Consider the following 24,131-nt stretch of genomic DNA (forward strand, 5'->3'; position numbering starts at 1 on the left):
GGGCGGTCAGGCGTGGGGGCGGACCGGCGTGGGGGCGCTTCGGACGTCGGCGACGCCGTCACCGCGCAGATCGAGCGGTTCGCACCGGGCTTCCGAGACCTGGTGCTGACCCGGCGGGCCGCCACCGCGGCCGAGGCCGAGCGGTACAACCGCGACAATGTCGGCGGGGACATCGCCGGCGGGCCCGAATTCGGTTACCGCACAAGGAGTCTGATCGACCGGGACGGGCGGATGTCCGGAAGTTCAGGCCTCGGCGGCCACGGGCGGGTGCGGCTCCGTACCGCCCCGGTCCATCCTGAGCGGCGGATACTCGTCCGTCAGCAGGAAGGCATAGGCAAGGACCCTGATCAGCCAGCGGTCGAACCCGACGAGCGCGTCGAACTGGCGCTTCGGATAGCGCCCGGTGCACAGCAGGACCACCGCGGGGCTGGTGAACACCATGGCCACGAGGGCGGCCAGGGCGAGGACGGGGAGGAACCCGCCGATCCACCACAGCAACCGGAAGCTGCCCAGGGAGAGCACGATCAGGAGGTACTGCGGGGTCGCGCGCAGCCACCACTTCACCAGCGCCGCCCCGCGCGGCAGCCGTCGCGGGTAGCCGATGTACAGACGGGCGGGGTAACCGGGCTCGGCGCCCAGGCTGAGCGGCGGATAGCGGTCGGTGGCGAGGGCCCCGTACGAGTAGTACGCCACCCGCCAGGTCCAGCGCAGCACGCCGGTGGCGAAGTGGAACAGCCTGCGCGGATAGCGCCCGGTGCGCAGGACCACGACCGAGGCGACCACGCCGACCGGGACGAAGGCGAGCCAGAGGATGCTCAGCGCGATGTGATGCGGGACCAGGAGGAGCCACTTCACCAGCCACAGCCAGCGGGACAACGGCTCGTCGAGCACCGCCTCGACCCTGATCGGCCGGTCCGCCGCTGTGGTCGTCGCCATGGCCCTGGGCTCCTTCTCGGTCACGAGGGCCGATGCCCGCGCCCGACGGGCCCCGTCTCCCCCGCCGCACTTCCTCGGCCGTGCCGCCGCGGACGCACGGCACCCGGCTCGGCATGACGCCGTACCGGACCGCGCCTCCGGGGTTCCTCTCCGTCCACCGTCTCACGCACGGCATCCAAGCTCCACCGCTCCGGCCGCCGCCAGGAGCGCGGGACGGCCGTGCCGCGGCCGGGGCGCCACTCCGTGTACCGAGTTCCGGGCGTCGATGCACCCGGGCTCCGGCATCGGCGCACCCGGGCTCCCGGAGGTGCTACCGCGACCTGGTGCGGAGCGTCGCCCCCGGCCGTCCTAGACTGCATCGGGTCAATGAGCGGATGGTCATGTCATGTGATCGCCTTTCGGGGTGTCCTGAGGAGCTGATCGGCCAGCCGTGTGATCTCCGGCCCGCTGAGAAAGCAAGCGCATGTACACACCCACATCCCCGGCCGGCCCGCCGCCGACCTTCCAGGCGCTGTCCGCGGACGACCCGTCGGAGGTGGGCGGCTACCGCCTGATCACCAGGCTGGGCGCGGGCGGGATGGGCCGGGTCTACCTGGCCCACACCCCGGGCGGACGGCCCGTGGCGGTCAAGGTGGTGCGCCCCGAACTCGCGGAGGACGCGGAGTTCCGGCGCCGGTTCGCCCAGGAGGTCGCCAACGCCCGGCGCATCCACGGTCTCTACACCGCCCAGGTGGTGGACGCGGGTGTCGACGCGGCCACCCCGTGGCTGGCCACCGCGTACGTGCCGGGTCCCTCGCTGCAGCAGGTGGTGCAGTTGCACGGTCCCCTCCCGGAGCGGACGGTGTTGCTGCTGATGGCCGGCGTCGCCGAGGCGCTCCAGGTGATCCACGACGCCGGCGTGGTGCACCGCGACCTGAAGCCGGCCAACGTCCTGGTCGCCGCCGACGGTCCGCGCGTCATCGACTTCGGCATCGCCCGCGCCGCTGACGCCAGCGCGCTCACCGGCACCGGCATCCAGATCGGATCGCCCGGCTTCATGGCGCCCGAACAGGCCATGGGCGCACCCGCGACCTCCGCCACCGACATCTTCGCCCTGGGCGCACTGGCCGTCCACATCGCGGGCGGCACACCGCCGTTCGGCAACGGCCCGGCCTCCGTCTCGCTGTACCGTGCGGTGCACGAGGAGCCGGACCTCACCCGGGTACCGGCGTCCCTGCATCCGCTGCTCCGGCACTGTCTGGCCAAGCAGCCGGAGCATCGGCCGTCCGCCGCCGAGGTTATCGAGGCGGCTCACCGCCACCCCGCGATCTCGGGGCAGCTCCTGTTCACCGAGGACTGGCTGCCGTCACAGGTCAGCACCGAGATCTCCCGCCGCTCGGACCTGCCGACCGCCCCCGACGCACCGCCCACCGCCCCGGCCGCGCCACCCACGGTCCTCGACGCGGCGCCCACCGCCCTGGCCGCGCCACCCACGGTCCTCGACGCGGCGCGTTCCCTCGCCGACGCGCCGACCGCGCGCGCCCACCCGCTGCCGGCTCCGGCCGCGCCCCCCGAAGCCGCCCCTGCCGGGCGGGCCGGATCCAGGCGCCGGGGCGGCCGCGTGATCGCACTGACCGCCGCCGCGGCGCTGCTGCTCGGCGCCGGCGGCGCGTACGTCCTGCTCGACCGGGCCGGCAGCGACACGACCGCCGCCACCGACTCCTCGGACGACCCGGCAGAGCCGGCCCCCGGGAACTCGGCCGCCGACCCGGACGCCGACCCGGCCGAAGTACCGGGATACGCCGAGGACTACACCGGGGCCGAGTTGGCCTCGCCGGACCACACCTACGAGTTCGACCTCAAGGCCGGCAAGGTGCTACCCGCGGGCGCCGCCACCTGGTACCTCGGCCGCTCCGCCACGGAGTTCTCCCTCGCCGAGGAGAACGACGCCTACATAGCCCGGGGCGACCAGCTCACCCTCGCCGGCTGCATCAAGGGCATCGAGACCCAGCCGGTCACCAAACTGCCCTTCAGCGCCCTGCCGTCGGGCCGGGCCTTCTGCGTCCGGGCCGAGGCCGACCTCGGCATCGCGATCGTCAGGGTGATCTCGACGACCACCGACGACGGGCCCGTCAAGGTCTCCATCGACTACTACCGGAGCGGCAGTTGAGCCGGTGAACCGGAAGGGGTGACGCGGGATCACCGAGGCGGCCCGCCGCGGGCGTTCCGGCCCGGCTCACGGCCGTCGTCACGCGGGGCCTGGCGTACGCCGACGTGTCCCGGAGCCCGGCCGGCGGATCCGGCGACGCCCACCGGCGCGAACAGGCGGGCGCGCTGCCGACGGCGTTGCTCCGGAAGGCTCAGTCCTCTGGCGCGGCGGTGCCGCCGTGGCCACACTGGTCCCCGTGGCGCCCCGGCCGGGCGCGAGTCCATACGACTGAAGGACGCCTCCATGCCCACGGACAACCACCCCGGCCCGCTGCGGGTCCTGGTCTTCGGTGCCTCGCTGCGGGCGGGGTCGGCCAACGCCCGCCTCGCCTCGCTGGTGGCTCGACAGATCTCCGACACCGGTGCCACGGTCGACCTCGCCGCCATGCACGAGTTCGACATGCCGCTGTACGACGGCGACGTGGAGGCCGCCCACGGCCTGCCGTCCGGCGCCCTGGCGCTGCGCGACCGGCTCGAACGGAACGACGCCTTCGTCATCTCCTCCCCCGAGTACAACGCCTCTGTCCCCGGTGTGTTGAAGAACGCGGTCGACTGGGTCTCGCGCGTCCAGCCGCAGCCGTTCAAGACCAAGCACGCGATGCTGGTGTCCGCGTCGCCCTCCCTGGTCGGCGGCAACCGCGGGCTGTGGGCCCTGCGGGTCCCCCTGGAGCACCTCGGCACCCGCGTCTACCCGGACATGTTCAGCCTGGCCAACTGCTACCAGGCCTTCGCCGAGGACGGCACGCTGAAGGACTCCGGCCTGCAGCAGCGCCTCACCGAGACCGTGTCGGGCTTCCTCAGCCTGGTCGAGGCCGACATGCGCTACGTCTGCCTGGAGCGCCGGTGGTACGAGTTCCTCGGGGACCGCACCGATGCGCCCATCACCCAGCGGGCCGAGCAGTAGCGGCAGGCGCCGACCAGCCGACCGGGGCGCCGGAACCCGCGGACCGCCCCGGGCACGCCGCCGTCTCCCGTGCACGCCGGGCGAGTTCGAGCAGCGGGCCGAAGCCGACGCTGTCGTCCGGAGTGCGCTCGGCGCCGTAGCGGATCCGGGTCCGCTACGGCGGTTTTCGTGCTGCACCACTCCCGGCTCCCGCTCCCGTCCTCTGCGCCCGTCTCCCGCACCCCCGCTTCGCGCGCGCCCCCGGGCGCACGGGTTCGCGCACGGAGTGCTCGCGCGCCGTCCGGTGCGACACCTTCACCCGCGCGCCCCCGCCGGCGCCGATCCCCGCGCGCCCCCGCCCACCTGCAGCGCTCGCGGAAACGCCTGGCAGAATCGCCCCGCACTGCTGACCGAAAGTCGCGCGATCCCATGGAGGACTGATGCAGCGTCGGGCCCGTACCGTTCTGGCCGCCGTAGCTCTCGTGCTGGCCGCCACCGCCGGGTGCTCGTCGAAGACCGGGCACACCGCCAAGTCCGGTGATCATCACACCGCACCGCCCCCGACAGCGGCCTCAGCTCCCGCCTCGGGTGCCCAGGCCGGGGGAGCCGTCCCGGTCGGGGCCGGGCCGCAGCCGAAGTACACCGCTGCGGCGCAGCCGACAGCGGGCAGCTGTCACTACCGGTACACCTCGGACCGGCAGCCGCTGCCGGACCCGGCGTGCACTCCGGGTGCGGTGAGCCCGGCCGTGACCCAGGCCGACCTCAAGGACACGATCTGCCGGACGGGCGGGTACACCTCCACGATCCGGCCGCCGGTGAACATAACCGGCAAGGAGAAGACCGACAACGCCAAGTCGTACGGGTACACCGGCCCCATGGGCGACGCCGAGTACGACCACCTGATAAGCCTTCAGCTCGGTGGTGACCCGAACGATCCCAGGAACCTCTGGGTCGAGCCGCCGTCGCCGGACCACGTCGCGGGCAAGGGCCCGAACAACCCGAAGGACAGCGTCGAGACCCACCTGCACACGGCCATCTGCAAAGGCAAGGTGACCCTCGCCGCGGCTCAGCAGGCCATCGCCACGGACTGGACGACCGCGGAGACGAAGCTCGGCATCAAGGACACCGACCCCGCCGATCCGGTCGACTCCGACTGACGGCTGCGGCGCCGCTGCTCGTGGGCCGGTTCCCCTTCCCCCCGTCGCTCCAAGTCCTGCTCCCACCGGACGAGTCGGCCGTTCGACGGCAACGGGTGCTGCCACACCGGCGCGAACCGGTGGCAGGGCCCGGTCGGAACCGGCCGACCGCCTCGGCCGCCCAGGGCCGTCCCGGCACGGCCAGTACGCTCAGTCGTATGCGCAGTGATCACCTGTCAGCCCGCCGCTGGCGCCGTCAGCGCCGCATCTGGAGCAGCGTCGCCGCCCTGACGATGCTGTCGCCTACGGTCATCGCACCGCTCGGCGCACTGCCGCTCGCGGTCGCGGCCGGTGCGGCGGTGGCCGGTGCTCTGCTGCCCTGGCCGTCCGGGCGGGTGCGGCTGGCCACGGTGGCGAGTGCGGTCGCCGTGGTGTCGCTGCTGGTCGACCTGGGGTACGCGTGGCAGCAGGGCCCGGTGCTGGTCTGGTTGCCGTTCGAGTGGGCCGCCCTGCTGGTGCTGCTCCACCGGGTGGTCCGTCGGGTGCCGGGCCGTCGGGTGGCGGGGTTCTCGGTACTCACCGGGGCCGTGGCGGCCGTGTTGCCGCTGCGGTTCACGCTCCGGGCGCCCGTGCTGCATCCCGGGCCGTCGGCGGTTGCGGTCGCGCTGTCCCTGCTGGGCGTCGCCGGTGCGGCCGGGGTCGGTGCCTATCTGCGGGCCCTGGACGGGCGCAGGGTGCGCGCGGTGGCGCGGGCCCGGCGCGAGCAGCGCCTCGAAGTCGCCCGCGATCTGCACGACTTCGTCGCCCACGAGATCACCGGCATCGTGCTGGAGGCGCAGGCCGCCCAGCTCTCCGGCGACGACCCGGCAGAGACCCGCGCTCTGCTCCACCGACTTGAGGAGGCCGGGCTGCGCGCCCTGGACGCGATGGACGACACCGTACGGGCGCTGCGCGAACCGGCGGACGCCGACGGCACGGCGGGCGCGGCGGACACGGCCACGCACGAGCCGCCACCCACCCGCGTCTACGGGCTGGCCGACCTGGCGGACCTGACCAGCCGGTTCTCCACCACCGGCACGACCCGCGCGAGTCTCGACCTCGAGCCCGGTCTGGCCGGCGCGCTCCCGCGCGAGACCGAGGGCGCCGCGTACGCCGTGGTCCTGGAGGCATTGACCAACGTCCGCCGTCACGCCGCCGGTTCGCGGCGGGTGGCCGTCCGGGTCGAGCGCGCCACCGGTGCGGACGGCCGCCCGGCCGTCGCCGTGAGCGTCACCGACGACGGCGGGCCCGGCGCTCTCGCCCGGCGCCCGCGCAGCGGAGGCGGCACCGGACTGGCCGCCGCCGCCGAGCGGATCGCCGCCCTCGGCGGCACCTTCGTGGCCGGCCCGGTGAACAGGTCCGTGGCCGGAGCGGCTGCGACGGACGCGGGGGCGACGGAACCGGCCGGAGCGGGACCGGCCGCGGACGGCCGGACCGCCGCACCAGGACGGACGGGCTGGCAGGTCAGCTGCCTCCTGCCGCTGCGGGCCGACGCCCAAAGAGTCCGGCCCCCGATCGCCGACACCGAAGATGGCCGGCCGCCGATATCTGCCGAAAGGTAGATGGCAGCGAGCCCGTGACCGACGAAGCTGACGGGCATGCCTCACCCCATCACCACCGCATGGCAGCCGTCGCCCACTGCGGCCGACACCGTGCTCGAACTGTCCGACATCACCAAGGTCCACCGCGGCGGCAAGCGGGCCGTCGACGGCGTCACGCTGCGGCTCGGCCCCGGCATGCTGGGCCTGCTCGGCCCCAACGGCGCGGGCAAGTCCTCGCTGCTGGGCATCGCCTCGACCGCCACCCGTCCGACCTCCGGGCAGCTGCGCTTCGCGGGCAACGACGCGCTGGCCCACCCCGACCTGCTCCGCCGCTCGCTCGGCTACCTCCCGCAGGACTTCGGGGTCTACCCGAACCTGACCTCGCGTGAGTTCCTCGGCTACCTGGCCGCGGCCAAGGGCGTGGCGGCCCGCGCGGCCCGTACCCGGATCGACGAGTTGCTCGAACTGGTCAACCTCACCGAGGCGGTCCGGCGCCCGCTGCGCGCCTACTCGGGCGGCATGCTGCGCCGGGTGGGCATCGCCCAGGCGCTGCTGGCCGACCCGCGGGTGGTGATCGTCGACGAGCCGACCGCCGGGCTCGACCCACAGGAGCGGGTCCGGGTCCGCAACCTGCTCAGCAGCCTCGCCACGGACCGGGTGGTGATCTTCTCGACGCACATCGTCTCCGACATCGAGTCGGTGGCCGGTGACATCGCGATCATGACCCAGGGGCGGCTGCGGCGCCGGGGCACCCCCGACGAGCTGCTGCGCGAACTGGCCGGCCAGGTCTGGGAGGTCGTGGTCGGCCCGGCCGAGGTGGCCGCCGTCCAGGCCCGCCACCTGGTGAGCCGGCAGGTGCGCACCGCCGACGGCGTCCGGGTACGGCTGCTCGCGCCCGCACCGCCGTACCCGGGCGCGGTGCAGGTGGCTCCCGGCCTGGAGGAGACGTATCTCGCCGTCGTCAACCAGCAGGCGGACCAGACGACTTGGGCGGTGCGGTGATGACGCCCCGGGCGCTGCTCACGCTGGCCCTCGGCGACTTCCGCTACCGGGCACGCCGGCCCGCGTACGCGATGACCCTGCTGGCGGCCGTCGGCCTCGGCGCTCTGGCGGTTCCGGCCGTCGGCACCCGCTGGTCGGTGCTCAACCTCGGGGACTACCGGGGCGTCTACAACAGCGCCTACGTCGGCTGGTCGACCGCGCTGGCCGGCGCGCTCTGGCTGACCCTGGCCGGCTTCTACGTCGTACGGGGCGCCGTGGCCCGGGACGAGAGCACCGGGGTCGGCCGGCTGCTCGCCACCACTCCGCTGCGCTCCACCGCTTATCTGGCCGCCAAGTTCCTCGGCAACCTGGCGGTCCTGGGCTCGATGGCGGCCGCACTGGCCGGTACCGCCCTGGTACTGCAACTGACCCGAGGGGAGTCGACCGACGTCGACCCGGTCGCCCTGCTGACCCCGTACCTACTGGTCACGCTGCCGCTGCTGGCGGTCACGGCCGGCGCCGCGCTGCTCGTCGAAACCGTGCCGGGACTGCGCGGCGGTCTCGGGAACGCGCTCTGGTTCTTCGTGGCGCTGGCGGTGGCGCTCGGCGGGCAGTCGCCGACCGCCCCGCTCGGCGGGCTCGGGGTGCGGCCGTTCGTCGCCTCGATGCGCGATGCCCTGGTGGCCCGGAACGTCGACCTGAGCGATGCCGAGTTCAGTCTCGGTCTGACCTCCCGTGCCCACCCGCTGCAGACCGTCCAGTGGAACGGCATGGGTGTCGACCCGACCTTCGCCGCCGACCGGCTGCTGCTGGTCCTCGGCGCGGTGCTGCTGGCCCTGCTGCCCGCGTTCTGGTTCCACCGCTTCGACCCTTCGCGCGGCGCCGCTCCCCTCCGGTTGACGGACCCCGCCCCGGAGCCGCTCGCCGCCCCGGTCCCGCACCGGCCCGCGCCCCCGTACACCGCGCTGACCCCGCTGCCGCAGGCCGCCGTCGTACCGGGCCGGACCTTCGGCCGGCTGCTGGCGGGCGAGGTGCGCATCCTGCTCCAGGGCCTGCCACGCTGGTGCTGGCTCCTCCTCGCGGCACTGGTGCTGCCCGCCCTCGTCCTGCCGTACCCGGCGGGCACCCGGGGCGTGCTGCTGCTCGCCTGGCTGCTGCCCCTGCTGCTCTGGTCGCGGCTCGGCACCCAGCGGGAGGAGTACGGCGTCGACACGCTGCTCGGCGCATATCCGGCGCCGCGCGGCCGGGTGCTGGCGGAGTGGGCGGCCGGGGTGGTGCTCAGCGCGCTGACCGGCGCGGGTCCGGCGGTGCGGATAGTGCTGGCCGCGGACTGGCCGATGCTGGCCAGCTGGGTCGGCGGGGCGCTGTTCGTGCCCGCGCTCGGCCTCGCCCTGGGCCTGGTCAGCCGCTCCCACCGGCTCTTCCAGATGCTCTACCCGCCGCTCTGGTACCTGGTGCTCAACGGCACGGCGGCGCTCGACTTCATGGGCGTGGTCCGTCGGCACGGCCACCTCGCCGGGCCCGGACCGCTGGCGGTCACGGCACTGACCGCCGCCCTGCTGGCCGTCGCCCTGGTCGCCGACCCCGCCCGGCGGACGGTCCGGCGCTGACGGTCCGGCGACCATGACGAGACGGTGAGGGCGGCACGGTGACGGCCGGGAGGTGACGGCGGCTCGGTTGCCCGGGCAGGCATGGCAGACTCACCTCCCGTGACGATACGTGTGCTGATCGCCGACGACCAGGAGATGGTCCGCCGAGGGGTGCGCCGCATCCTGGAGACCCAGCCGGACATCGAGATCGTCGGAGAGGCCGCCGACGGCGCCACGGCGGTCGAACTGGCCCGTCAACTCCGGCCGGACGTCGCGCTGGTGGACATCCGGATGCCCCGGATGGACGGCCTGGAGGTGACCCGTCGGCTCGCCGGACCGACCGCCGCGGATCCCGTCCGGGTCGTCGTGCTGACCACCTTCGACCTCGACGAGTACGTCTACCCGGCTCTGCGCCACGGCGCGTCCGGCTTCCTGCTCAAGCGGTCGGGGCCCGCCCTGCTGGTGGAGGCGGTCCGGGCGGCGGTGGCCGGTGACAGCCTGATCAGCCCGTCCATCACGGTACGGCTGCTGAGCCATCTCACCCCCGGCCGGTCCTCCGCCGCCCGCCGGACCCCGCCGGGCGGAGCGCTCACCGAGCGGGAGATCGAGATCGCCGGACAGGTCGCGGCCGGCCGGACCAATGCCGACATCGCCGCCCAGCTGTTCATCTCGGCGGGCACCGTCAAGACCCATGTCGCCAGCATCCAGCGGAAGTTGGGCGTGCAGAACCGGGTCGGGATCGCGGTGCACGCGTGGGAGATGGGCTACGCCCGCAGGTAGCCCGTACGGACCGTACGGACCACCTGCGGGCCGTCGGCGCGGGTCCTGCCGCCGGTTCAGGCGCGCAGGCCGCCGTCGACCCTGAGGACCGTGCCGGTCACGTAGGAGGCCCGGTCGCTGAGCAGCCAGGCGGCGGCCTGGGCGATCTCATCGGGGTCGGCCGCCCGGCGCAGCGGGGTATTCGCGTTCAACCGCTCGATGACGCCGGGCGAGTCCTCGTCCCACTGGCGCAGCATCTCGGTCAGCGTGGTGCCGGGGGCGATGGCGTTGACCCGGATGCCCTCGGGGCCGTAGGTGACGGCGGCCGTCTCGGTGAGGCTGTTGACCGCACGCTTCATCGCGGCGTACGCGGGCAGCTCGGGGTTGCCCATCAGACTGCCGACGCTGGAGGTGTTGACGATGGCCCCCGTCCCGGCGGTGGCCCGGATGGCGGCGACCTCGGCGGCCATGGCCAGCCAGGTCCCCTTGAGGTTCACGGCGTAGACGTGGTCGAAGTCGGCCTCCCGCACCCGGTCCAGCGGTCCGGGCGGCGTGCCCGTCGCGCCGTTGTTGAAAGCGACGTCGAGCCTGCCGTACAGGTCCACGGCACGGTCGACGGCGGCGCGCACGCTCGCCGCGTCGGCCAGGTCGCAGACGACGTGGTCCGCGATGCCGCCCGACACCCGTACCTCCTCGGCCACGGCCTTCAACTGGGCCTCCGTACGGGCCGCGAGCAGCACCCGGGCGCCCTCCCGGGCGAACAGGCGTGCCGCGGCCGCGCCGATGCCGCGCCCGGCACCGGTGACGAGGGCGACCTTGCCGGCCAGCAGGCCCGGGCCGGCCTGGGTGGATGTGCTGGTGTTCTGCGTGTTCTCCATGACGACGAGCCTGCGCCCGACCGCGGAACCCATCCAGGTACCGGCAGTACCTGGATGGTGGCGGCGGCTCCCGTTACACACTGGGGTGTGGACAGACGAGAACTTGCCGGTTTCCTGCGCAGCAGGCGCGAACGGATCACCCCTGCGGACGCGGGTCTGCCCGCCGGGCCGCGCCGCCGCACCCCTGGGCTGCGCCGCGAGGAGGTGGCGCAGCTGGCATTCATCTCGACCGAGTACTACACCCGGCTGGAGCAGGCCCGCGGCCCGCGCCCGTCGCGCGAGGTGCTGGCCGGGCTGGCCCGCGCCCTGCGCCTGTCGGATGCCGAGCGGGGCCATCTCCACCATCTCGCCGGCGCCCCGCCGCTCCCGCCGACCGGGCCCTCCCGCGAGGTGCGGCAGAGCATCCTCGACCTGTTGCACCGGCTGCCGCAGGCCGCCGCCATCGTGCTGTCCGCGACATACGAGGTGATCGCCTGGAACGATCTTGCAGCCGCCCTGATGGAGGACTTCTCCGCCCTGTCGCGGCGTGAGCGCAACCTGGTGCACCGCGCCTTCCTCGGGCCGGGCCCGGACGGGTGCCGACTGTACGGCCTGTCGGACGCGGAGGAGTTCGCCCGCAGCGCGGCCCGGCACCTCCGCGCCACCGCCGCCCGCTACCCCGACGATCCCGAGGTGACTGCCCTGGTGCGCGAACTCCTCGCCGGAAGCGAGGAGTTCGCCCGGCTGTGGGCCTCCCACGACGTGTGTGCCGAGCCCGCCCTGTGCAAGACCCTCCGGCACCCGCTGGTCGGTCCCGTCACCGTCGACTGCGACGTTCTCGAGATCACCGACCGGGACCAGCGGCTGGTGATCTACACCGCCGCCCCCGGCTCGCCGTCCGAGGAGGCGCTGCGACTGCTGTCGGTGATCGGTACGCAGCGCATGGACGTGCCCGGCTGATGCTCCGCGGCGCGGAGCGGCAACGACCGTCGGCTACCCGGCTGCACGGCTACTCGGCGGCCGAAGCGCCCTGTCGGCGACGGTAGTCGGCAGCCGCCTCCTTGTACCGCTGGTGCTCGGCCGCGTGGTCGGGGATGTGGGAGCCGGAGGCGAAGAACCGCTCCAGCGCCTGGTTGGCGCCGACGGCGAGGGGCCCCGAGCGGGCGAACATGGCCGTCTCGTAACGGGTGACGGCGGCGTCCAGGGTGGGCTCCTCGGCTATCGCCCGGGCGAGTTCGGCCGCGTCGAGCATGGCGAGGTTCGCGCCATGGCCGCCGAAGGGCGACATGAGGTGGGCCGCGTCGCCGAGCAGCGTGACCCCGGGGGTGCGTTCCCAGGCGAGCGGGGCCGGCAGGGCGTGGAGAGGCCGGTTGGTGTAGCCGTGGTCGCTGTCGATGAGGAAGGGCAGCAGCCGCTCGGCCCAGCCGCTGAACTCCTCGAGCAGGAAGCCCCGGACGGCCGCCGCGTCGCCGAGGTCGACGCCGGCGGCGGTGTGCCAGTCGAGCGGAGCGCGCATGCCGACGTAACCGCGGACGACACCGTGGCCGTTGCGCTGACCGATGATCGCCTGGCCGTTGCCGTTGTTGGCGAACATGTGGCCGTCGCCGACGAGTTCGGTGATCCGCGGGTGGCGGCGCTCGACGTCGTCGAAGCGGACTTCGAGCAGTGAGACACCGCTGTACCGGGGCACCGCGTCACTGACGAGCGGCCGCACCCTGGACCAGGCGCCGTCGGCCCCGATCACCAGGTCCGCCTCGACCGCGGCGCCGCCCGCGAACTCGAGACGGTGTCCGCCCTCCCCCACCGCCACGGCTCGGACGAGCTTGTGGCCCCACCGTACGGTGCCGGGCGCGACGTGCGCGGCGAGCATCGCCCGCAGCCGGCCCCGGTCGATCTCGGGCGCGGCGTCGTCGTCCCCGTCGGGGACGAACGAGGCGAGCACGGCACCGTGCTGGTCGAGCCGGAGGTGGGCCTGCCCCTCGGGCCGGGCGAGCTCGGTGAACGCCTCCATCAGGCCGGCGTCCTCCAGCGCGATCTGACCGGAGTCGGCATGCAGGTCGAGGGTGCCGCCGGCGTCCCGGGCGTCGACGGACGCGTCGGCGTCGTACACCGCGACGTCGACACCGCGCAGCTGCAGAACCCGGGCGCACATCAGCCCGGCCGGCCCCGCGCCGATGACGGCGATGCGTGGCGTGGTCTTCATGGGGTCTCCTTCACTCATGGCAGTGGCTGTCCCACCTCATGGCGGCAGCCTCGCGACCGGCCGGTCCGACATTTACTGAACGGGCGGTCGGTAAGTGAAGTTAGCTGAACGGGCGCCCGGTAAGCAACTACTGAACGGGCGGTCGGTAAGACGCGTAGGATGGCGACGACGGAGAGGGAGTGACCATGACGTCCACCAGCAGGAGTGACCGGCGCTCGGGCGCCGAGACGCGCGCGGAGATCCTCCGCGTCGCACTGAAGCTGTTCACCGAGAAGGGCTATGAGGCGACGTCGACCAGGGACCTCACCGAGGCACTCGGGCTGACGAAGTCGTCGCTCTACTACCACTTCCGCAACAAGGAGGACATCGTCGCGAGCCTCATGGCGGGTCGCCGCCGTGACCTCGACGACCTCGTCGACTGGGTCGCCGCGCAGCCGAGGACACCCGACCTGCCGCAGCGGGCGGCACTCCGGTGGCTGGACGGCACCACCCCGGACCACCTCCGGGCCATGCGCCTCGCACACGCCAACCAGCCGCTGATGCGGCGGCTGGCGGAGAGCGGCAAGGACGTCCGCACGGCCTTCGACCGAGTCATCGACCTACTCGCGGAGGACGGCGCGAGCGCGCAGGACCGCATCCTGCTGCGGATGACCTTCGACACCGCGAGCGCCGCACTCCTCGCGGCGCTGGGCACCGACGCCGACCCCGCGGACGTCATCGCCGCCGCCCGCCGCGCCAGCCTCGCGCTCACCCAGGCGACCACGGACCGCGCCCCGCACCCCTCGGACGCCTCCGCGTAACCGCCCCGACCACGCAGCCGAGCCGGACGACCGCACAGCCGACCCGCTCCCCGACCCGCCTAGCGACAGGAGCGTCGGTGCGCACCGGCCCGTCCGCAACCGCCCGGACCCGGCGGAAGGACGCGATAGCACCGAACTGACGCATCGCCAGATCAGGCAGTACCGCATCACCGGCGTTGCGGGCGCCATTCGAAGAGCAGGATGGTGGCGTCGTCCCGCAGTTGGTCGCACTGGAGATCGAGGATGGCGTGGATGAGCAGCCGCAGCACCTCGGCCGGGCGCTGGCCCGCGGCGGAGGAGCGGATGATGAAGTCGGTGAACCGGTCGAGGCCGAACTCCGCACCGTCCGCGTCGCGCGCCTCCACCACGCCGTCGGTGTAGAGCAGGACGCGGTCGCCGGGTTCCAGTGTCGTCTCGTGAACCTGCCGGGCCACCGGGGCGAGTTCACCGGCCAGGCCGATCGGGGGCTGCGGGGGGCTGTCCAGCGCCCCGTGGAGCACCCGCTCGGCACGGATCAGCAGCGGCGCCGGATGACCGCAGTTGACCCAGTTCAGCACCCCGGTGTCCGCGTCGAGCCGGCACAGCACGCCGGTGGAGAAATGGTCGGGCAGCCAGTGGGCGAGCGCCTCGTCGACGGAGCCGACGATGTCGGCCAGGTCGCCACCACCGCGGCGGGCGTTCCGCGCCGCGGCCATGGCGACCGAGGTGGTCAGGCCGGAGGCCAGATCGTGACCCATGGAGTCGAGGACCATGGTGTGCAGCACGTTCTTGACCACCGAGTGGTCGAAGGCGTCGCCGGCGATGTCGTACGCCGGTTCCAGGACCGCGGTCGAGACGCACTTGCTGCTGCCGACGGTTCCGGGTGGCAGGAAGGCCCGCAGCATCTCGGCGGGCAACCGCATGACCGCGGTGCGGGAGCGGGCGGCGAGCCAGTCGCTGTAGGCGCGCTTGGAGGTGATCAGCATGGCGAACAGATGGGCCAGGATCCGGCAGCGGCGCATCCGTACACCGTCGAGCGCGGCACACCGGACCGCCAGCACACCCAGCCGCTCCGCACCGTCGACCAGGGGCATCCAGACGATCACTTCGTCGTCTGCGTCGACCACCCGAGAGGAGACCGTGCGGTACGCCCAGCCGGCCAACGAGTCGGCCACCAGCAGCGGCTCCGAGGTCTCGTCGAGTGGAATGAGCAGCCGCTGCTGCAGGTCGGCGAGGTAGATCAGTGCGGCGCCCAGGCCGAGGGCCGAGGCGCACCGGTTCGCCAGGTCGGGCAGCTCGAACGGCAGGGCCGTCTGCGCCTCGATGACCAGCTCTTCCAGCCGATTCTCGTCGATGGTGGCATCCGGACCGGCGGGCGCGTGCGGTGGCTCCGACACGGGGATCACCCCTTCCGCGCCCAGTCTCACACCGATCCCGACCGCTCTCACGTCAGGCACGGCCGCGCCGGGAGCGGTCGCGGCGAGGGCGGGAGCGGCTGCGGCGAGGGCGGGAGGGGCGGCTGCGGAAAAGGCGGGAACACCGGCCAGAGCGGTCAGCCGAGCTCGACCGGGCGCACCTCGTGCGCCGCTCACCCGATCAGCCGTGCTCGTCGGCCCCTGGAGGATCGTGCCCGATTTCAGCGGTGGCGGTCAGCCCCTCGGAATATCGCCAGCCGGTCTACTAGGCCGTGTCTCATGATTGATCTTGTGGTGGGTCACTGTTCCTCGGCTCGCAGCCACAGGATCAGTGAGGCGAGGACGACGCCGGCTCGGTAGCGGTTGGCCAGTTTGTCGAACCTGGTTGCCACTGCCCGGAACTGCTTCAGCTTGGCGAAGCACTCATGAGACACGGCCTAGCCGTCAACTCCGGCCATGTACAAGGGTGTATGGCCGGTCCTAGGCTGAGTGTCCACGGATGACTGCCGACTCGGGGGAGCGAGCATGCCGGAGGCATCGGGGCAGGACCGGACGTTACCCGGGCAGTCGGTGCCGGGGCAGCAGATGCCCGGCTGGCGGGTACCGGGGACGACGGAGATACGACCGCTCGGCACCGGTCCGTGCCGGGTCGTGCTGGTGCGCTCGGACGCCACCGGTGCGCTCGCCGTGGTCAAGTACCTCCTCGCGGCGCCCGCCGGGGGCACCGCGCTGCGACACCCGAATCTCGTCCGGATCGACCAGGTGCTCCCCTCGCCGGACGGCGAGGGCGTCGCCGTGGTCATGGCGGCGGTGGAGGGCGCGAGCCTGCAGGCGTTACTGGCCGTCCGTCGTCTCCCGCCCGAGGCCGGGCTCGCGGTGCTGCGCGACTCACTGCTCGGTCTGGCCGCCGCCCACGAGCAGGGCGTGGTGCACGGGAGTTACCGACCGAGCGACGTCCTGGTGGACCTCACCGGGCACTGTCAGGTGCTCAACACCGGCCGCCCGGCCGCTGCGGCGACGGCGGACCTGTCGGAGACGGACGCGGCGTACCGCGCCCCTGAGTTGCGACGCGGCGAGCCTGCCTCGCCCGCCTCCGACGGGTACGCCGCCGCGCTGGTGTTCCTTGAGTGCCTGACCGGCGGTCAGCCCGCCACGGTGGGCCACTCCCCCGGTGCGGCGGCGCCCGACGACCTGCCCGAGCCGCTGCGCCGGGTGGTGGTACGCGCCACGGCCGAGGCGCCGGAGGCCCGGTACCCCGATGCCCGGTCCTTCCTGGCGGAGTTGGAGGCGGCCGCTGCTGAGGTCCACGGCCCGCAGTGGCCGGAGCGGGGCGAGCGCCTTCTCGCCGACGCGGCCGCGGCGACGGCCAGCGCCCAGCCGCTGCTGGGCCCCGACGGGCCCGGGGCCGGGCCGTGGTGGCGGCGTCGGCGGAGCCGGCTCGCGGTAGCGGGCGCCGTAGTCATGGCCGTCCTGGCCGTTGTCCTGGTGCTCCTGCTGGACGGGGGCAGCCCGAAGCAGGAGGTGCGCGAGCCCTTCACCCAGGCGCTGGCCGCGCTCGCCCGGACGCCTGGGGTGCGGTACCAGGACCACGACCAGTACACCGGCTACTACGACGTCACCGTGACCGCCGCCGCCGAGCGGTTCGGCTCCGTGGGCGAGGCTGCGGACTTCTCGGACAAGGTGGACGAGGACCTGGTGACGGTCGCCGGGCACGACTACCTGAGCTACCGGAACGACACCGCGCTCAAGGGCTGGACCTACGACCCGGGCAACGACGAGAAGAACATGGCCTCGCTGCTCAAGACCTACGTGACGCCCGCGCAGCTGGCCGCGACGCTGAGTTCGGCCCTCGACCAGCAGCCCCGCCTCCCGGTGGTCGGCGACAAGGCTGCCGCCGCCGTCACCGTGGACGGGCAGCCGGCCTGGCGGGCCGACACCGTCCAGGGTTATCTGTACGTCACGCAGAAAGCCCCCTACCGGGTGCTCCGTTGGGAACCGGCGAACCTGATCACGGCGCTGGCCGGGCTGAAGGCGATGGCGAAGAACCCGTCGAGCCAACAGCCGAGGTCGCTGGAGGCGCACACGCCGCTCACCAACTCGCTCGGCATCACCCTCACCCCGGTCACCGACGCCGCCGGGCTGTACGGCAAGGTCGTGCAGTACACCAAGGAGCTCACTACCGCCACGACCGGCGCCTCGGTCCAGATCCTCCAGCAGAACGACGGTGCGAGCAACGTCGCCTGCAGCCACACGGGCTGCCTGGTCAACGTCGCCTTCTCCGGCCCCGTCTACAACGCCTCCTCGGCGGCCTACGTGCTGGACAAGGTGTACATCGAGCTGAAGGTGGGCTCCATCACCACCGGCGGCCGGGAGGTCGGCGGGTGCACCAGCGGCCTGCAGCCCTACCAGCTGACCGGGACGAGCCTGAGCGGGAAGCTCACCTGCAACAACCCCGCGGGCGGTCCGCTCTTCGACCAGGCCGCCGCCGAGAACCAGGCCAGGGCGAACGCCTCCGGAAGCTCCCAATTCTGGGACTACGCGGACCGGCTCGACCTCGTCGTCCACCCCCTCAGCCCCACCGACGTCGACCAGTTGGTCGCCAAGGAGCAGCATGAACTCCAGTCCCTCGGATGAGCACCTGCCGGAGCCGTCGGCCGCGGACCTGCGGGACGCCATCGTCACCGCGGTGATCGCCCGACTCGCCCCGGCGGAGCTGCCGTTGGCCGAGTCGCTGCACGGGCTGGACCCCGCGACGGCGCTGGAGCGCCTGGGCTCCCGGCCCACCCGGGGCGAGCCGCTGGGCTTCGGGTTGGAGGAACTCGGCGTCCTGCTGACTCCGGCCGTCTGGATCGTCGTGGACGAGTCCGTCCGGCGGGTCGTCGACACGGTGGTGGAGCGGGCGGGCCGGTCCGGGCTCGCCCGGCGCGGGTTCTTCCGCCGCCGCCGGACTCCGGTGCCCGTCGCCCTGCCCGCCCTCACCCCCGAGCAGTTGGCCTCGGTCGAGCAGTGCGTGCTGGAGGCGGCGCGGCAGGCCCGCCTGTCCCCCGAGCGGGGCGAGCGGATCGCCGACGGCGTGGTGCGGCGGCTCGCGCTCCTGCCGCAGGCCCTGGAAGGGCCCGAGCGGAGCGCCGAGGGCGAGGGGTGACCAGGCGGCGCAGCGGGGGAAGCGGATGACCGGGCGGCGTGCCGAGGGCCGCCGATGAGCGACCGGAGTGCCCGACTCCTCCTCCCCCGGCCCGGGGCCGGGACTACCCGGCGTTTCGTCCTGCTGGCCGGGGTGTTCACGGCCGGTTCGCTGGCCATGCTCTCGGACTTGCTGCTGCTGGTGGTCGACCCGCTCAACACCACCGGGGGCTGCGCGCTGGCGGCCGGCGCCGACCCGGACCACACCAGCCTGGCCAACTACCTGCCGCTGAGCGTTCCGGCCTACCGCCGGTGCGTCGACACATACCTGGGCCCGTGGAAGCTGTTGGGGCTGCCGCTGCTCGGCACCGTCGGCGTGCTGGCCCTCGCCGTCCTGGTCCACCTGCTCATCCCACGCTGGAAGCAGCACCGCACCCAGGCCGTCCCGCTCGACCAGGCCGAGCTGACCGAGTGGTTGACCGCACTGGCCACCCGCTGCGGGCTCCCGAGGACGCCCGCCTTCGTGGTGGACCGGGCGGCGCCGTTCAGCGTGAACGCCGTCGCTCTCGGACGGTTCGGACGGTACAGCCTCCGGCTGGACCTGGGCTTGGTGACGCTGTACCGGACGGACCGCCGGGCCTTCGAGGCGACGCTGCTCCACGAGTACGCCCACCTGCGCAACCGGGACGTCGACCTGACCTACCTGACCATCGCGCTCTGGCGCGTGTTCCTGGTCTGCGTGGTCCTCCCCTTCGTGGTGGCCGTCGGGTGGAAGCTGCTGCCCGCCGTCCTCGCGCCGACCTTCCACTCGCCCCCGCCGGCGCCGCTGGCCCGGGATCTGGCCCTGGCGGCGGCCATGGTGCTGCTGATGCAGCTCACCACCGCCGAGTTGCTGCGGGCCCGCGAGATCCACGCCGATCTCGACGCCGTCGCCCACGGCGCCGACCCGGGCTACTGGACGCGGCAGCAGCGTCGCCGGACGGCCGAGCGCCGCCGGGGCCCGGTGGCGGCGGCGGGCCGGGCGGTGCGGGCGCTGCTGCGCACCCATCCGTCCTGGGAGGCCCGGGCCGCCGCGCTGGCCGACGCCGCCGCGCCGGTCGCCGTCCGGCCGCCCCAGCTGGTGCTGACCGGGGTGTCGGTCGCCGTCCTCGGCTACCTGCTCACCTTCACCCCCGGCCTGAACACCTACCTGCCGACCTGGCTGGGCGACCCCGGGGTCTGGCCGGCGGCGTTGCTGGCCGCCGTCGTGGCGGCCGGCGCCGTCCGGCGCAGCGTGGTCCACGCCCCGCCGGGGGCCGCCCGGCCGTCCGGGATACGCGCGGGGCTCTGGTTCGGGGCCGGGCACCTGCTGGGCGAGCTGGTCTGCAGCCAGTTCCTCGGGCTCGACTGGGCGCCCCGCTTCCCCGAGGCGCTCCTGCTGCTGCTACCGGTGCTGGTGCCCGCCGCCGTGCTCTGGTGGACGGCGGGCTGCGCGGCGCTCTCCACCGGGCTGCGGCCCGGGCTGCGGCGGTCGGCGGCCGGGGTGGCCACCGTCTCCGTCGCCGCTGCGGCCTTCGCCTGGTGGTACGGCTGGTGGCAGGCGGCCGGGACCTCCTTCGCCGCCGGGATGCCGTACTCCTCCGCCACCGCGCTCTCGTTCCTGAACGCCGGCTTCGAGCCCTCGGAGCAGTTGTCGCCCTCGCCCACCTCGGACGTCATCGCCAACCTCACGCTGATCGTCGTCCTCCTGGCGCGGTTCCGGTGGACCGTCTGGCTGACCGTCGCGCTGTGGCTCGTCCCTCTGGTCATCCCGCTGCTCGGCGGGGTGCGCGCCCGGGCGGCCGGTGTCCTGCCCGGTCTGCTGTGCGGCGCGGCCGTCGGCGCCGGGGCCCTCGCCCTGACGCACCGGGCCCAGGTGTGGATCTGGCGGGACGAGCAGCCGTTCGTCCCGGCCCTGACGGTCTACACCGGCTGGATCTTCGTACTGCTGCTCTGCGGTGCGGTCCTCGCGGCGGCGAGCGGGGCGTTGATGGGCCGGGGCAGCGGTGCGGCGGCGGCCGTCGGCGCGGGCACGGCGACGGCCGCCGGCCTGACCGTCCTGCTCGCCGTGAACGCGACCGACGGCTGTGTGCCCGCGCTGGAGACGGTGCGAGCCTCCTGCGGCTTCCCTGCCGGGAACGGCCGGCAGCTGCTCGCCTTCTTCCTTCCCCAATTCCTTGCCGTGGCGGGGATGGTGAGCATCGTGGCAGCGCTCCCGTTCGCAGCCGCTGCACGGCTCCGCCGGCGGGCCCCTGTCGCTCCCCGTTGCCCCGAGGCCGAGCCGAGCCCCAAGTACCGTGTGGTACGCCGTATTTGCGGTGCTGTCGGCTGCCTGGCCCTGCTCGGACTTGGCCTGGTCGGCTACACCACGCCCGGAGGAGCCAGGTCCGGCCCGGTCGGGTCCGGCCCGGACCCGACCGTCACTGCGCTGCAGCGCAGACCGGTGGACAGCCTGACGGCAGGTCTGCAGGTTTGGGCCTGGGGCTACTTCGGGGGGCGCAGCATCATGCAACAGTACGAGCACGCCCTCGCCGCCGCCGACCGCAGCGTCGGCCCGGACGGCAACGTGGATGCCGCGGCGCTGCGGCACGCCTGCACGGACCTGCTCAACGCGGCCGACCGGGCCGACGCCTACTTCCCCGTCCCGGTCGCCTCGGAGCAGGCCGCCTGGACGGTCGCCCTGGCCAACACCCGCACCCAGGCAAGACACTGCCTCGACGCCCCACCCCCGGCCGGCCCGGCGGAGATGGACCGGTTCTTCACCGCCCTCGACCCGCAGCCGGACCCGGTGGCCGCCATCTTCGACCACTTGCTCAGCCTCTCCGGACCGACCCAGCGACTCCTGCTGCCTTAGGCCTGTATGCTGCCCGCCGTCCTCGACGCCATCCGCGTCCCGCGGGCCGGGACCGGGCGGCCGAGGACCAGGCCCGACCGGGTCGTGGCCGGCAAGGCATACTCCTCCCGGAAGATCCGCAACCTACTGCGACGCCGACGGATCAAAGCGACCATCCCCGAACGCCGCGACCAGATCGCCAACCGCGCCCGCCGCGCAGGCCGCGGCGGGCGACCACCGGCCTTCGACAAGACCACCTACAAGGGCCGGAACGTTGTCGAGCGGTGCTTCGCCAAGCTGAAGCAGTTCCGGGCAGTGGCAACCAGGTTCGACGAACCGGCCAACCGCTACCGAGCCGGCGTCCTCCTCGCCTCACTGATCCAGTGACTGCGAGCCGAGGAACAGTAACCCACCACAAGATCAATTATGAGACACGGCCTGGCTTGTCGCCGTACGTCGCCTCATTTCGAGCAGCCGTAGGTGGTTGACCAGGTTCGGGAGGAGGTGTCCCTGATAAGGGAATTACCCGACCCACACAGTGGGCGGCGTGTAGACGGGGCCCTTCAGATCGGCGAGGCGGTCCTCGATGGCGACGGCCGCACGTGGGCGGCCCGTTGCCCGTAGTACCTCCACGAGACGTCCGGCGGTCGCGGATAGGGACGGCTCGTCGTCCCTGGTCTGCTGCCAGCAGTGCAGTGCGTTGCGGACGGCGAGCTGGACCTGGGCGGTTTCGGGTCCGGTCCAGGTGAGCCGGTGCTCGGCGCAGGCCAGCCAGCGGTCGGTGGCCTGGACGATCGCCCCGGCGGCGACGGCCAGGGTGGCCTGGACCTCCAGCACGTCGCCCATCGCCGGCGAGTTCGGGCCGGCGGTATACGCGATGGCCTGTTCCCACTGGGCGGTGAGGTCGGCCGCCGTGCGGTGGTCCCCGCCGCGTATCGCCTCGGCGATCGTCGGCCGTGGGTCGGCGACCAGGCCGGAGACCTGTGGAGCGGGTGGAGCGGGCGGAGCGGGCGGCGTTGCCGCGGCGACGGCCGGGGCCGGCCCAACCGGATGGGACAGGAGCCTGGGCGGGGCCGCGGTGGCTTCGGGCCGGTCCGCGGTGGCTTCGGCCCGGTCGATCCGGGGGCCGATCACAATGCTGCCGGGCGGAAGGCCGGCGTGGCCGGCGGCGATCGGGTGGAGTTGGGCGAGGTGCTGCCGGTCCGGTGTGTTCCGCAGCAGGTGCGAGAGGGCTGCGGTGTAGGCGGGTGACTGCCAGGGGCCGCGCCGGGCGGGCGGGCCGATCACGCCGAACCGGGCGATCTGCGGTGGCAGCGCGAGGTCGGCGGGTTCGAGTGGCAGGCAGCCGGGGTCGCTGAGCAGGTCGAGCACGACGGAGGTGGTGCCGGGCTTACGGACGGCCAGTTCCCGGGCGAGCCAGGTCCAAGGGAGTGCCGTGTAGCGGATCGTGGTGTCCGTAGTGTCGGCGAGCGCGAGGTGGACCTGATGCTGCCGGTCGTCCCTGACGAGCAGGCCGCACAGGTACAGCAGCAGCGGTCCCGGCACGGTGGCCGCGGCCCGCACCCGGGCCAGCACGGCCTGTGCGCCGCTGGGGTTGACGAGGGTCTCGACCTCAACCGGGTGCTCCCAACCGGGCAGCAGCGAACGAGCCGGTACCGCGGCGAGCTCACCGACAGCGACCTCCGGATCGAGAAGCCTGCGGCGGGATCCGACCGGCGCGGCGGCCAGCAGCAACACCCGGCCGCCAGCGGCGTCCTGGTCCTCCCCGGTGATCGTCATGGTGCCTACCGTAGTGCTCACCAGCACCGGCCCCATCGCGCGGACGCTCCAAGGCTCGCGGGAACAGCCCTCGTCGATCGCTGGCGGCATGGCCACCTTGTCCGGGACGCTCGCGGCCGTGCTCGGCGCGCGCCTAGCGACGAGCCTGCACTCCCGCGCGATCGGCCTGCCCCGGAGTGTTCAGGGGTGTCCCGGTGCCGCGCAGAGGGCCACGATCCGGCGCCGGTCCTCGGGATGCTCCGCCAGCCACAGCCCGAGCGTGTGCTGCGAGCCGGGGAACACGATCCGGTCGAAGGCGGCGTGCCTCCGGAGGGCGGCCTCGATGCGGGAGGTCACGCCGGGCGGGATCACCGAGTCGTGGTCGGGGACGATCAGTACGGCGCGGCCGGTGAAACGCGCGTAGGTGTCGAAGGCGGGGCTGGCCCGCCAGCTGTCCGCGGTGCGGATGATCTCGGTGAATCCGGAGCCGAAGGGCACCTTCCATGCCGCTGCCGAGTAGGCCGCCGGCGCGCCGAGGACGATGGTGGTGACGCGATCCCCGAGGTGCTCGACCACATCGGCGATGGTCTGGCCGCTCATGCTGAAGCCGATGAGCATGACCGGCCCGTCGGGGGCGAACTCCGCGATCACGCTTCGGGCTTGGAGGAACCGACGCTCCAGGCTCAGCAGCGGGAGCTCGCCGGTGCTCCGGCCGTGACCGGAGAAGTCGAAAGCGAGTGACCGGTACCCGGCGCCCGCGAACTCGCGCGCCAGCGGCAGGTTCCGCTGCTTGCTGCCCGTCCCGGCACCGTGCATGATCACGACCCGTTCGAGCCGCTCGTCGCCCGCCGGGATGCAGGCGGTGCAGCTCAGCTCCTCGCCATCGGCACGGTGGACGAACTCCCGCTGTTCCAAGGCTGATTCCTCCTCGTCGCCGGTGGGGCGGCCTGCCCCGACGGTCGCGGCAGCCGCAGCTCTTGCCGTGTCGGACGGCCGTTCCTGGCGACCACACGAGGGCCGGGCGGATCTTCCCCAGCAAGCCGCGCACGCACCAGGGTTCACAACGTACTGGACGAATCCGATCGGCTCCGGCC

Annotated in this window: 18 protein-coding genes and 2 pseudogenes; 13 read left to right on the plus strand and 7 right to left on the minus strand. The window is 73.4% G+C overall.

The features are described 5' to 3' along the window. Positions 1–243: 243 nt before the first annotated feature. Positions 244–936: a DUF4389 domain-containing protein gene (locus ABD369_RS03135; RefSeq protein WP_344634621.1), complete on the minus strand. Its 693-nt coding sequence runs from the start codon at positions 934–936 to the stop codon at positions 244–246. Between the two features lie 463 nt (positions 937–1,399). Here ABD369_RS03135 and ABD369_RS03140 point away from each other — a divergent pair, with 463 nt between their 5' ends. The 7 genes from ABD369_RS03140 (at position 1,400) to ABD369_RS03170 (ending at position 10,072) form a co-directional block, all read left to right on the plus strand. Next, positions 1,400–3,085, plus strand: coding sequence for a serine/threonine-protein kinase (locus ABD369_RS03140; protein ID WP_344634622.1), 1,686 nt, complete (start codon positions 1,400–1,402; stop codon positions 3,083–3,085). Between the two features lie 282 nt (positions 3,086–3,367). Continuing rightward, positions 3,368–4,027: an NADPH-dependent FMN reductase gene (locus ABD369_RS03145; RefSeq protein WP_344634623.1), complete on the plus strand. Its 660-nt coding sequence runs from the start codon at positions 3,368–3,370 to the stop codon at positions 4,025–4,027. Positions 4,028–4,446: 419 nt separating this feature from the next. Then, positions 4,447–5,163: a hypothetical protein gene (locus ABD369_RS03150; RefSeq protein ID WP_344634624.1), complete on the plus strand. Its 717-nt coding sequence runs from the start codon at positions 4,447–4,449 to the stop codon at positions 5,161–5,163. Between the two features lie 197 nt (positions 5,164–5,360). Then, positions 5,361–6,743 (plus strand): sensor histidine kinase, encoded by a 1,383-nt coding sequence (locus ABD369_RS03155; RefSeq protein WP_344634625.1) that lies wholly within the window; start codon positions 5,361–5,363, stop codon positions 6,741–6,743. Between the two features lie 90 nt (positions 6,744–6,833). Further along, on the plus strand, positions 6,834–7,724 hold the full coding sequence (locus ABD369_RS03160; protein ID WP_344634751.1) for an ATP-binding cassette domain-containing protein: 891 nt from the start codon (positions 6,834–6,836) through the stop codon (positions 7,722–7,724). Further along, complete coding sequence (locus ABD369_RS03165) at positions 7,724–9,313, plus strand: ABC transporter permease (RefSeq protein WP_344634626.1); 1,590 nt, start codon at positions 7,724–7,726, stop codon at positions 9,311–9,313. The genes ABD369_RS03160 and ABD369_RS03165 overlap by 1 nt, the downstream gene beginning before the upstream one ends. Positions 9,314–9,412: 99 nt before the next feature. Next, positions 9,413–10,072 carry a response regulator gene (locus ABD369_RS03170; RefSeq protein ID WP_344634627.1) on the plus strand — a complete coding sequence of 220 codons (660 nt, stop codon included), beginning with the start codon at positions 9,413–9,415 and terminating at the stop codon, positions 10,070–10,072. A 56-nt stretch (positions 10,073–10,128) separates the two neighbouring features. Here the strand turns inward: ABD369_RS03170 and ABD369_RS03175 are convergent, their stop codons facing one another. Further along, a complete protein-coding gene (locus ABD369_RS03175; RefSeq protein ID WP_344634628.1) occupies positions 10,129–10,929 on the minus strand; it encodes an SDR family NAD(P)-dependent oxidoreductase in 801 nt (266 codons plus the stop codon). Between the two features lie 87 nt (positions 10,930–11,016). On the opposite strand from ABD369_RS03175, the gene ABD369_RS03180 reads away from it, so the two are divergent. Continuing rightward, positions 11,017–11,868 (plus strand): helix-turn-helix transcriptional regulator, encoded by an 852-nt coding sequence (locus tag ABD369_RS03180; protein ID WP_344634629.1) that lies wholly within the window; start codon positions 11,017–11,019, stop codon positions 11,866–11,868. A 49-nt stretch (positions 11,869–11,917) separates the two neighbouring features. Here the strand turns inward: ABD369_RS03180 and ABD369_RS03185 are convergent, their stop codons facing one another. After that, on the minus strand, positions 11,918–13,111 hold the full coding sequence (locus ABD369_RS03185; protein WP_344634630.1) for an FAD-dependent oxidoreductase: 1,194 nt from the start codon (positions 13,109–13,111) through the stop codon (positions 11,918–11,920). Positions 13,112–13,296: 185 nt separating this feature from the next. Here ABD369_RS03185 and ABD369_RS03190 point away from each other — a divergent pair, with 185 nt between their 5' ends. Then, positions 13,297–13,911: a TetR/AcrR family transcriptional regulator gene (locus tag ABD369_RS03190; protein ID WP_344634631.1), complete on the plus strand. Its 615-nt coding sequence runs from the start codon at positions 13,297–13,299 to the stop codon at positions 13,909–13,911. A gap of 167 nt (positions 13,912–14,078) precedes the next feature. Here ABD369_RS03190 and ABD369_RS03195 read toward each other — a convergent pair whose 3' ends face one another. Both ABD369_RS03195 and ABD369_RS03200 read right to left on the minus strand, forming a co-directional pair. Then, on the minus strand, positions 14,079–15,296 hold the full coding sequence (locus ABD369_RS03195) for a PP2C family protein-serine/threonine phosphatase (RefSeq protein ID WP_425557526.1): 1,218 nt from the start codon (positions 15,294–15,296) through the stop codon (positions 14,079–14,081). A 308-nt stretch (positions 15,297–15,604) separates the two neighbouring features. Beyond that, positions 15,605–15,727, minus strand: a pseudogene (locus ABD369_RS03200) (IS5/IS1182 family transposase); the annotation flags it as partial. Between the two features lie 103 nt (positions 15,728–15,830). Here ABD369_RS03200 and ABD369_RS03205 point away from each other — a divergent pair. The 4 genes and pseudogenes from ABD369_RS03205 to ABD369_RS03220 all read left to right on the plus strand — a co-directional run. Continuing rightward, positions 15,831–17,939 (plus strand): serine/threonine protein kinase, encoded by a 2,109-nt coding sequence (locus ABD369_RS03205; RefSeq protein ID WP_344634633.1) that lies wholly within the window; start codon positions 15,831–15,833, stop codon positions 17,937–17,939. Continuing rightward, positions 17,917–18,450, plus strand: a complete 534-nt coding sequence (locus tag ABD369_RS03210) for a hypothetical protein (protein ID WP_344634634.1) — start codon at positions 17,917–17,919, stop codon at positions 18,448–18,450. Before ABD369_RS03205 ends, ABD369_RS03210 begins: the two co-directional genes overlap by 23 nt. A 54-nt stretch (positions 18,451–18,504) precedes the next feature. Then, positions 18,505–21,300: a M48 family metalloprotease gene (locus ABD369_RS03215; RefSeq protein ID WP_344634635.1), complete on the plus strand. Its 2,796-nt coding sequence runs from the start codon at positions 18,505–18,507 to the stop codon at positions 21,298–21,300. 18 nt (positions 21,301–21,318) lie between these two features. Beyond that, positions 21,319–21,666: pseudogene (locus tag ABD369_RS03220) on the plus strand (transposase); the annotation flags it as partial. Between the two features lie 135 nt (positions 21,667–21,801). On the opposite strand, the gene ABD369_RS03225 reads toward ABD369_RS03220, so the two are convergent. Further along, complete coding sequence (locus tag ABD369_RS03225; protein ID WP_344634636.1) at positions 21,802–23,058, minus strand: hypothetical protein; 1,257 nt, start codon at positions 23,056–23,058, stop codon at positions 21,802–21,804. Positions 23,059–23,238: 180 nt separating this feature from the next. After that, positions 23,239–23,952: an alpha/beta hydrolase gene (locus ABD369_RS03230; protein WP_344634637.1), complete on the minus strand. Its 714-nt coding sequence runs from the start codon at positions 23,950–23,952 to the stop codon at positions 23,239–23,241. Between the last annotated feature and the right edge of the window lie 179 nt (positions 23,953–24,131).

It is taken from the genome of Kitasatospora cystarginea, assembly GCF_039533515.1.
Taxonomy (GTDB): Bacteria; Actinomycetota; Actinomycetes; order Streptomycetales; family Streptomycetaceae; genus Kitasatospora; species Kitasatospora cystarginea.

Coding starts and splice junctions, on each gene's coding strand:
- ABD369_RS03135 (WP_344634621.1), bottom strand. CDS start 936: ATGGCGACGACCACAGCGGCGGACCGGCCGATCAGGGTCGAGGCGGTG.
- ABD369_RS03140 (WP_344634622.1), top strand. CDS start 1,400: ATGTACACACCCACATCCCCGGCCGGCCCGCCGCCGACCTTCCAGGCG.
- ABD369_RS03145 (WP_344634623.1), top strand. CDS start 3,368: ATGCCCACGGACAACCACCCCGGCCCGCTGCGGGTCCTGGTCTTCGGT.
- ABD369_RS03150 (WP_344634624.1), top strand. CDS start 4,447: ATGCAGCGTCGGGCCCGTACCGTTCTGGCCGCCGTAGCTCTCGTGCTG.
- ABD369_RS03155 (WP_344634625.1), top strand. CDS start 5,361: ATGCGCAGTGATCACCTGTCAGCCCGCCGCTGGCGCCGTCAGCGCCGC.
- ABD369_RS03165 (WP_344634626.1), top strand. CDS start 7,724: ATGACGCCCCGGGCGCTGCTCACGCTGGCCCTCGGCGACTTCCGCTAC.
- ABD369_RS03175 (WP_344634628.1), bottom strand. CDS start 10,929: ATGGAGAACACGCAGAACACCAGCACATCCACCCAGGCCGGCCCGGGC.
- ABD369_RS03185 (WP_344634630.1), bottom strand. CDS start 13,111: ATGAAGACCACGCCACGCATCGCCGTCATCGGCGCGGGGCCGGCCGGG.
- ABD369_RS03190 (WP_344634631.1), top strand. CDS start 13,297: ATGACGTCCACCAGCAGGAGTGACCGGCGCTCGGGCGCCGAGACGCGC.
- ABD369_RS03205 (WP_344634633.1), top strand. CDS start 15,831: ATGCCGGAGGCATCGGGGCAGGACCGGACGTTACCCGGGCAGTCGGTG.
- ABD369_RS03210 (WP_344634634.1), top strand. CDS start 17,917: ATGAACTCCAGTCCCTCGGATGAGCACCTGCCGGAGCCGTCGGCCGCG.
- ABD369_RS03215 (WP_344634635.1), top strand. CDS start 18,505: ATGAGCGACCGGAGTGCCCGACTCCTCCTCCCCCGGCCCGGGGCCGGG.
- ABD369_RS03225 (WP_344634636.1), bottom strand. CDS start 23,058: ATGACGATCACCGGGGAGGACCAGGACGCCGCTGGCGGCCGGGTGTTG.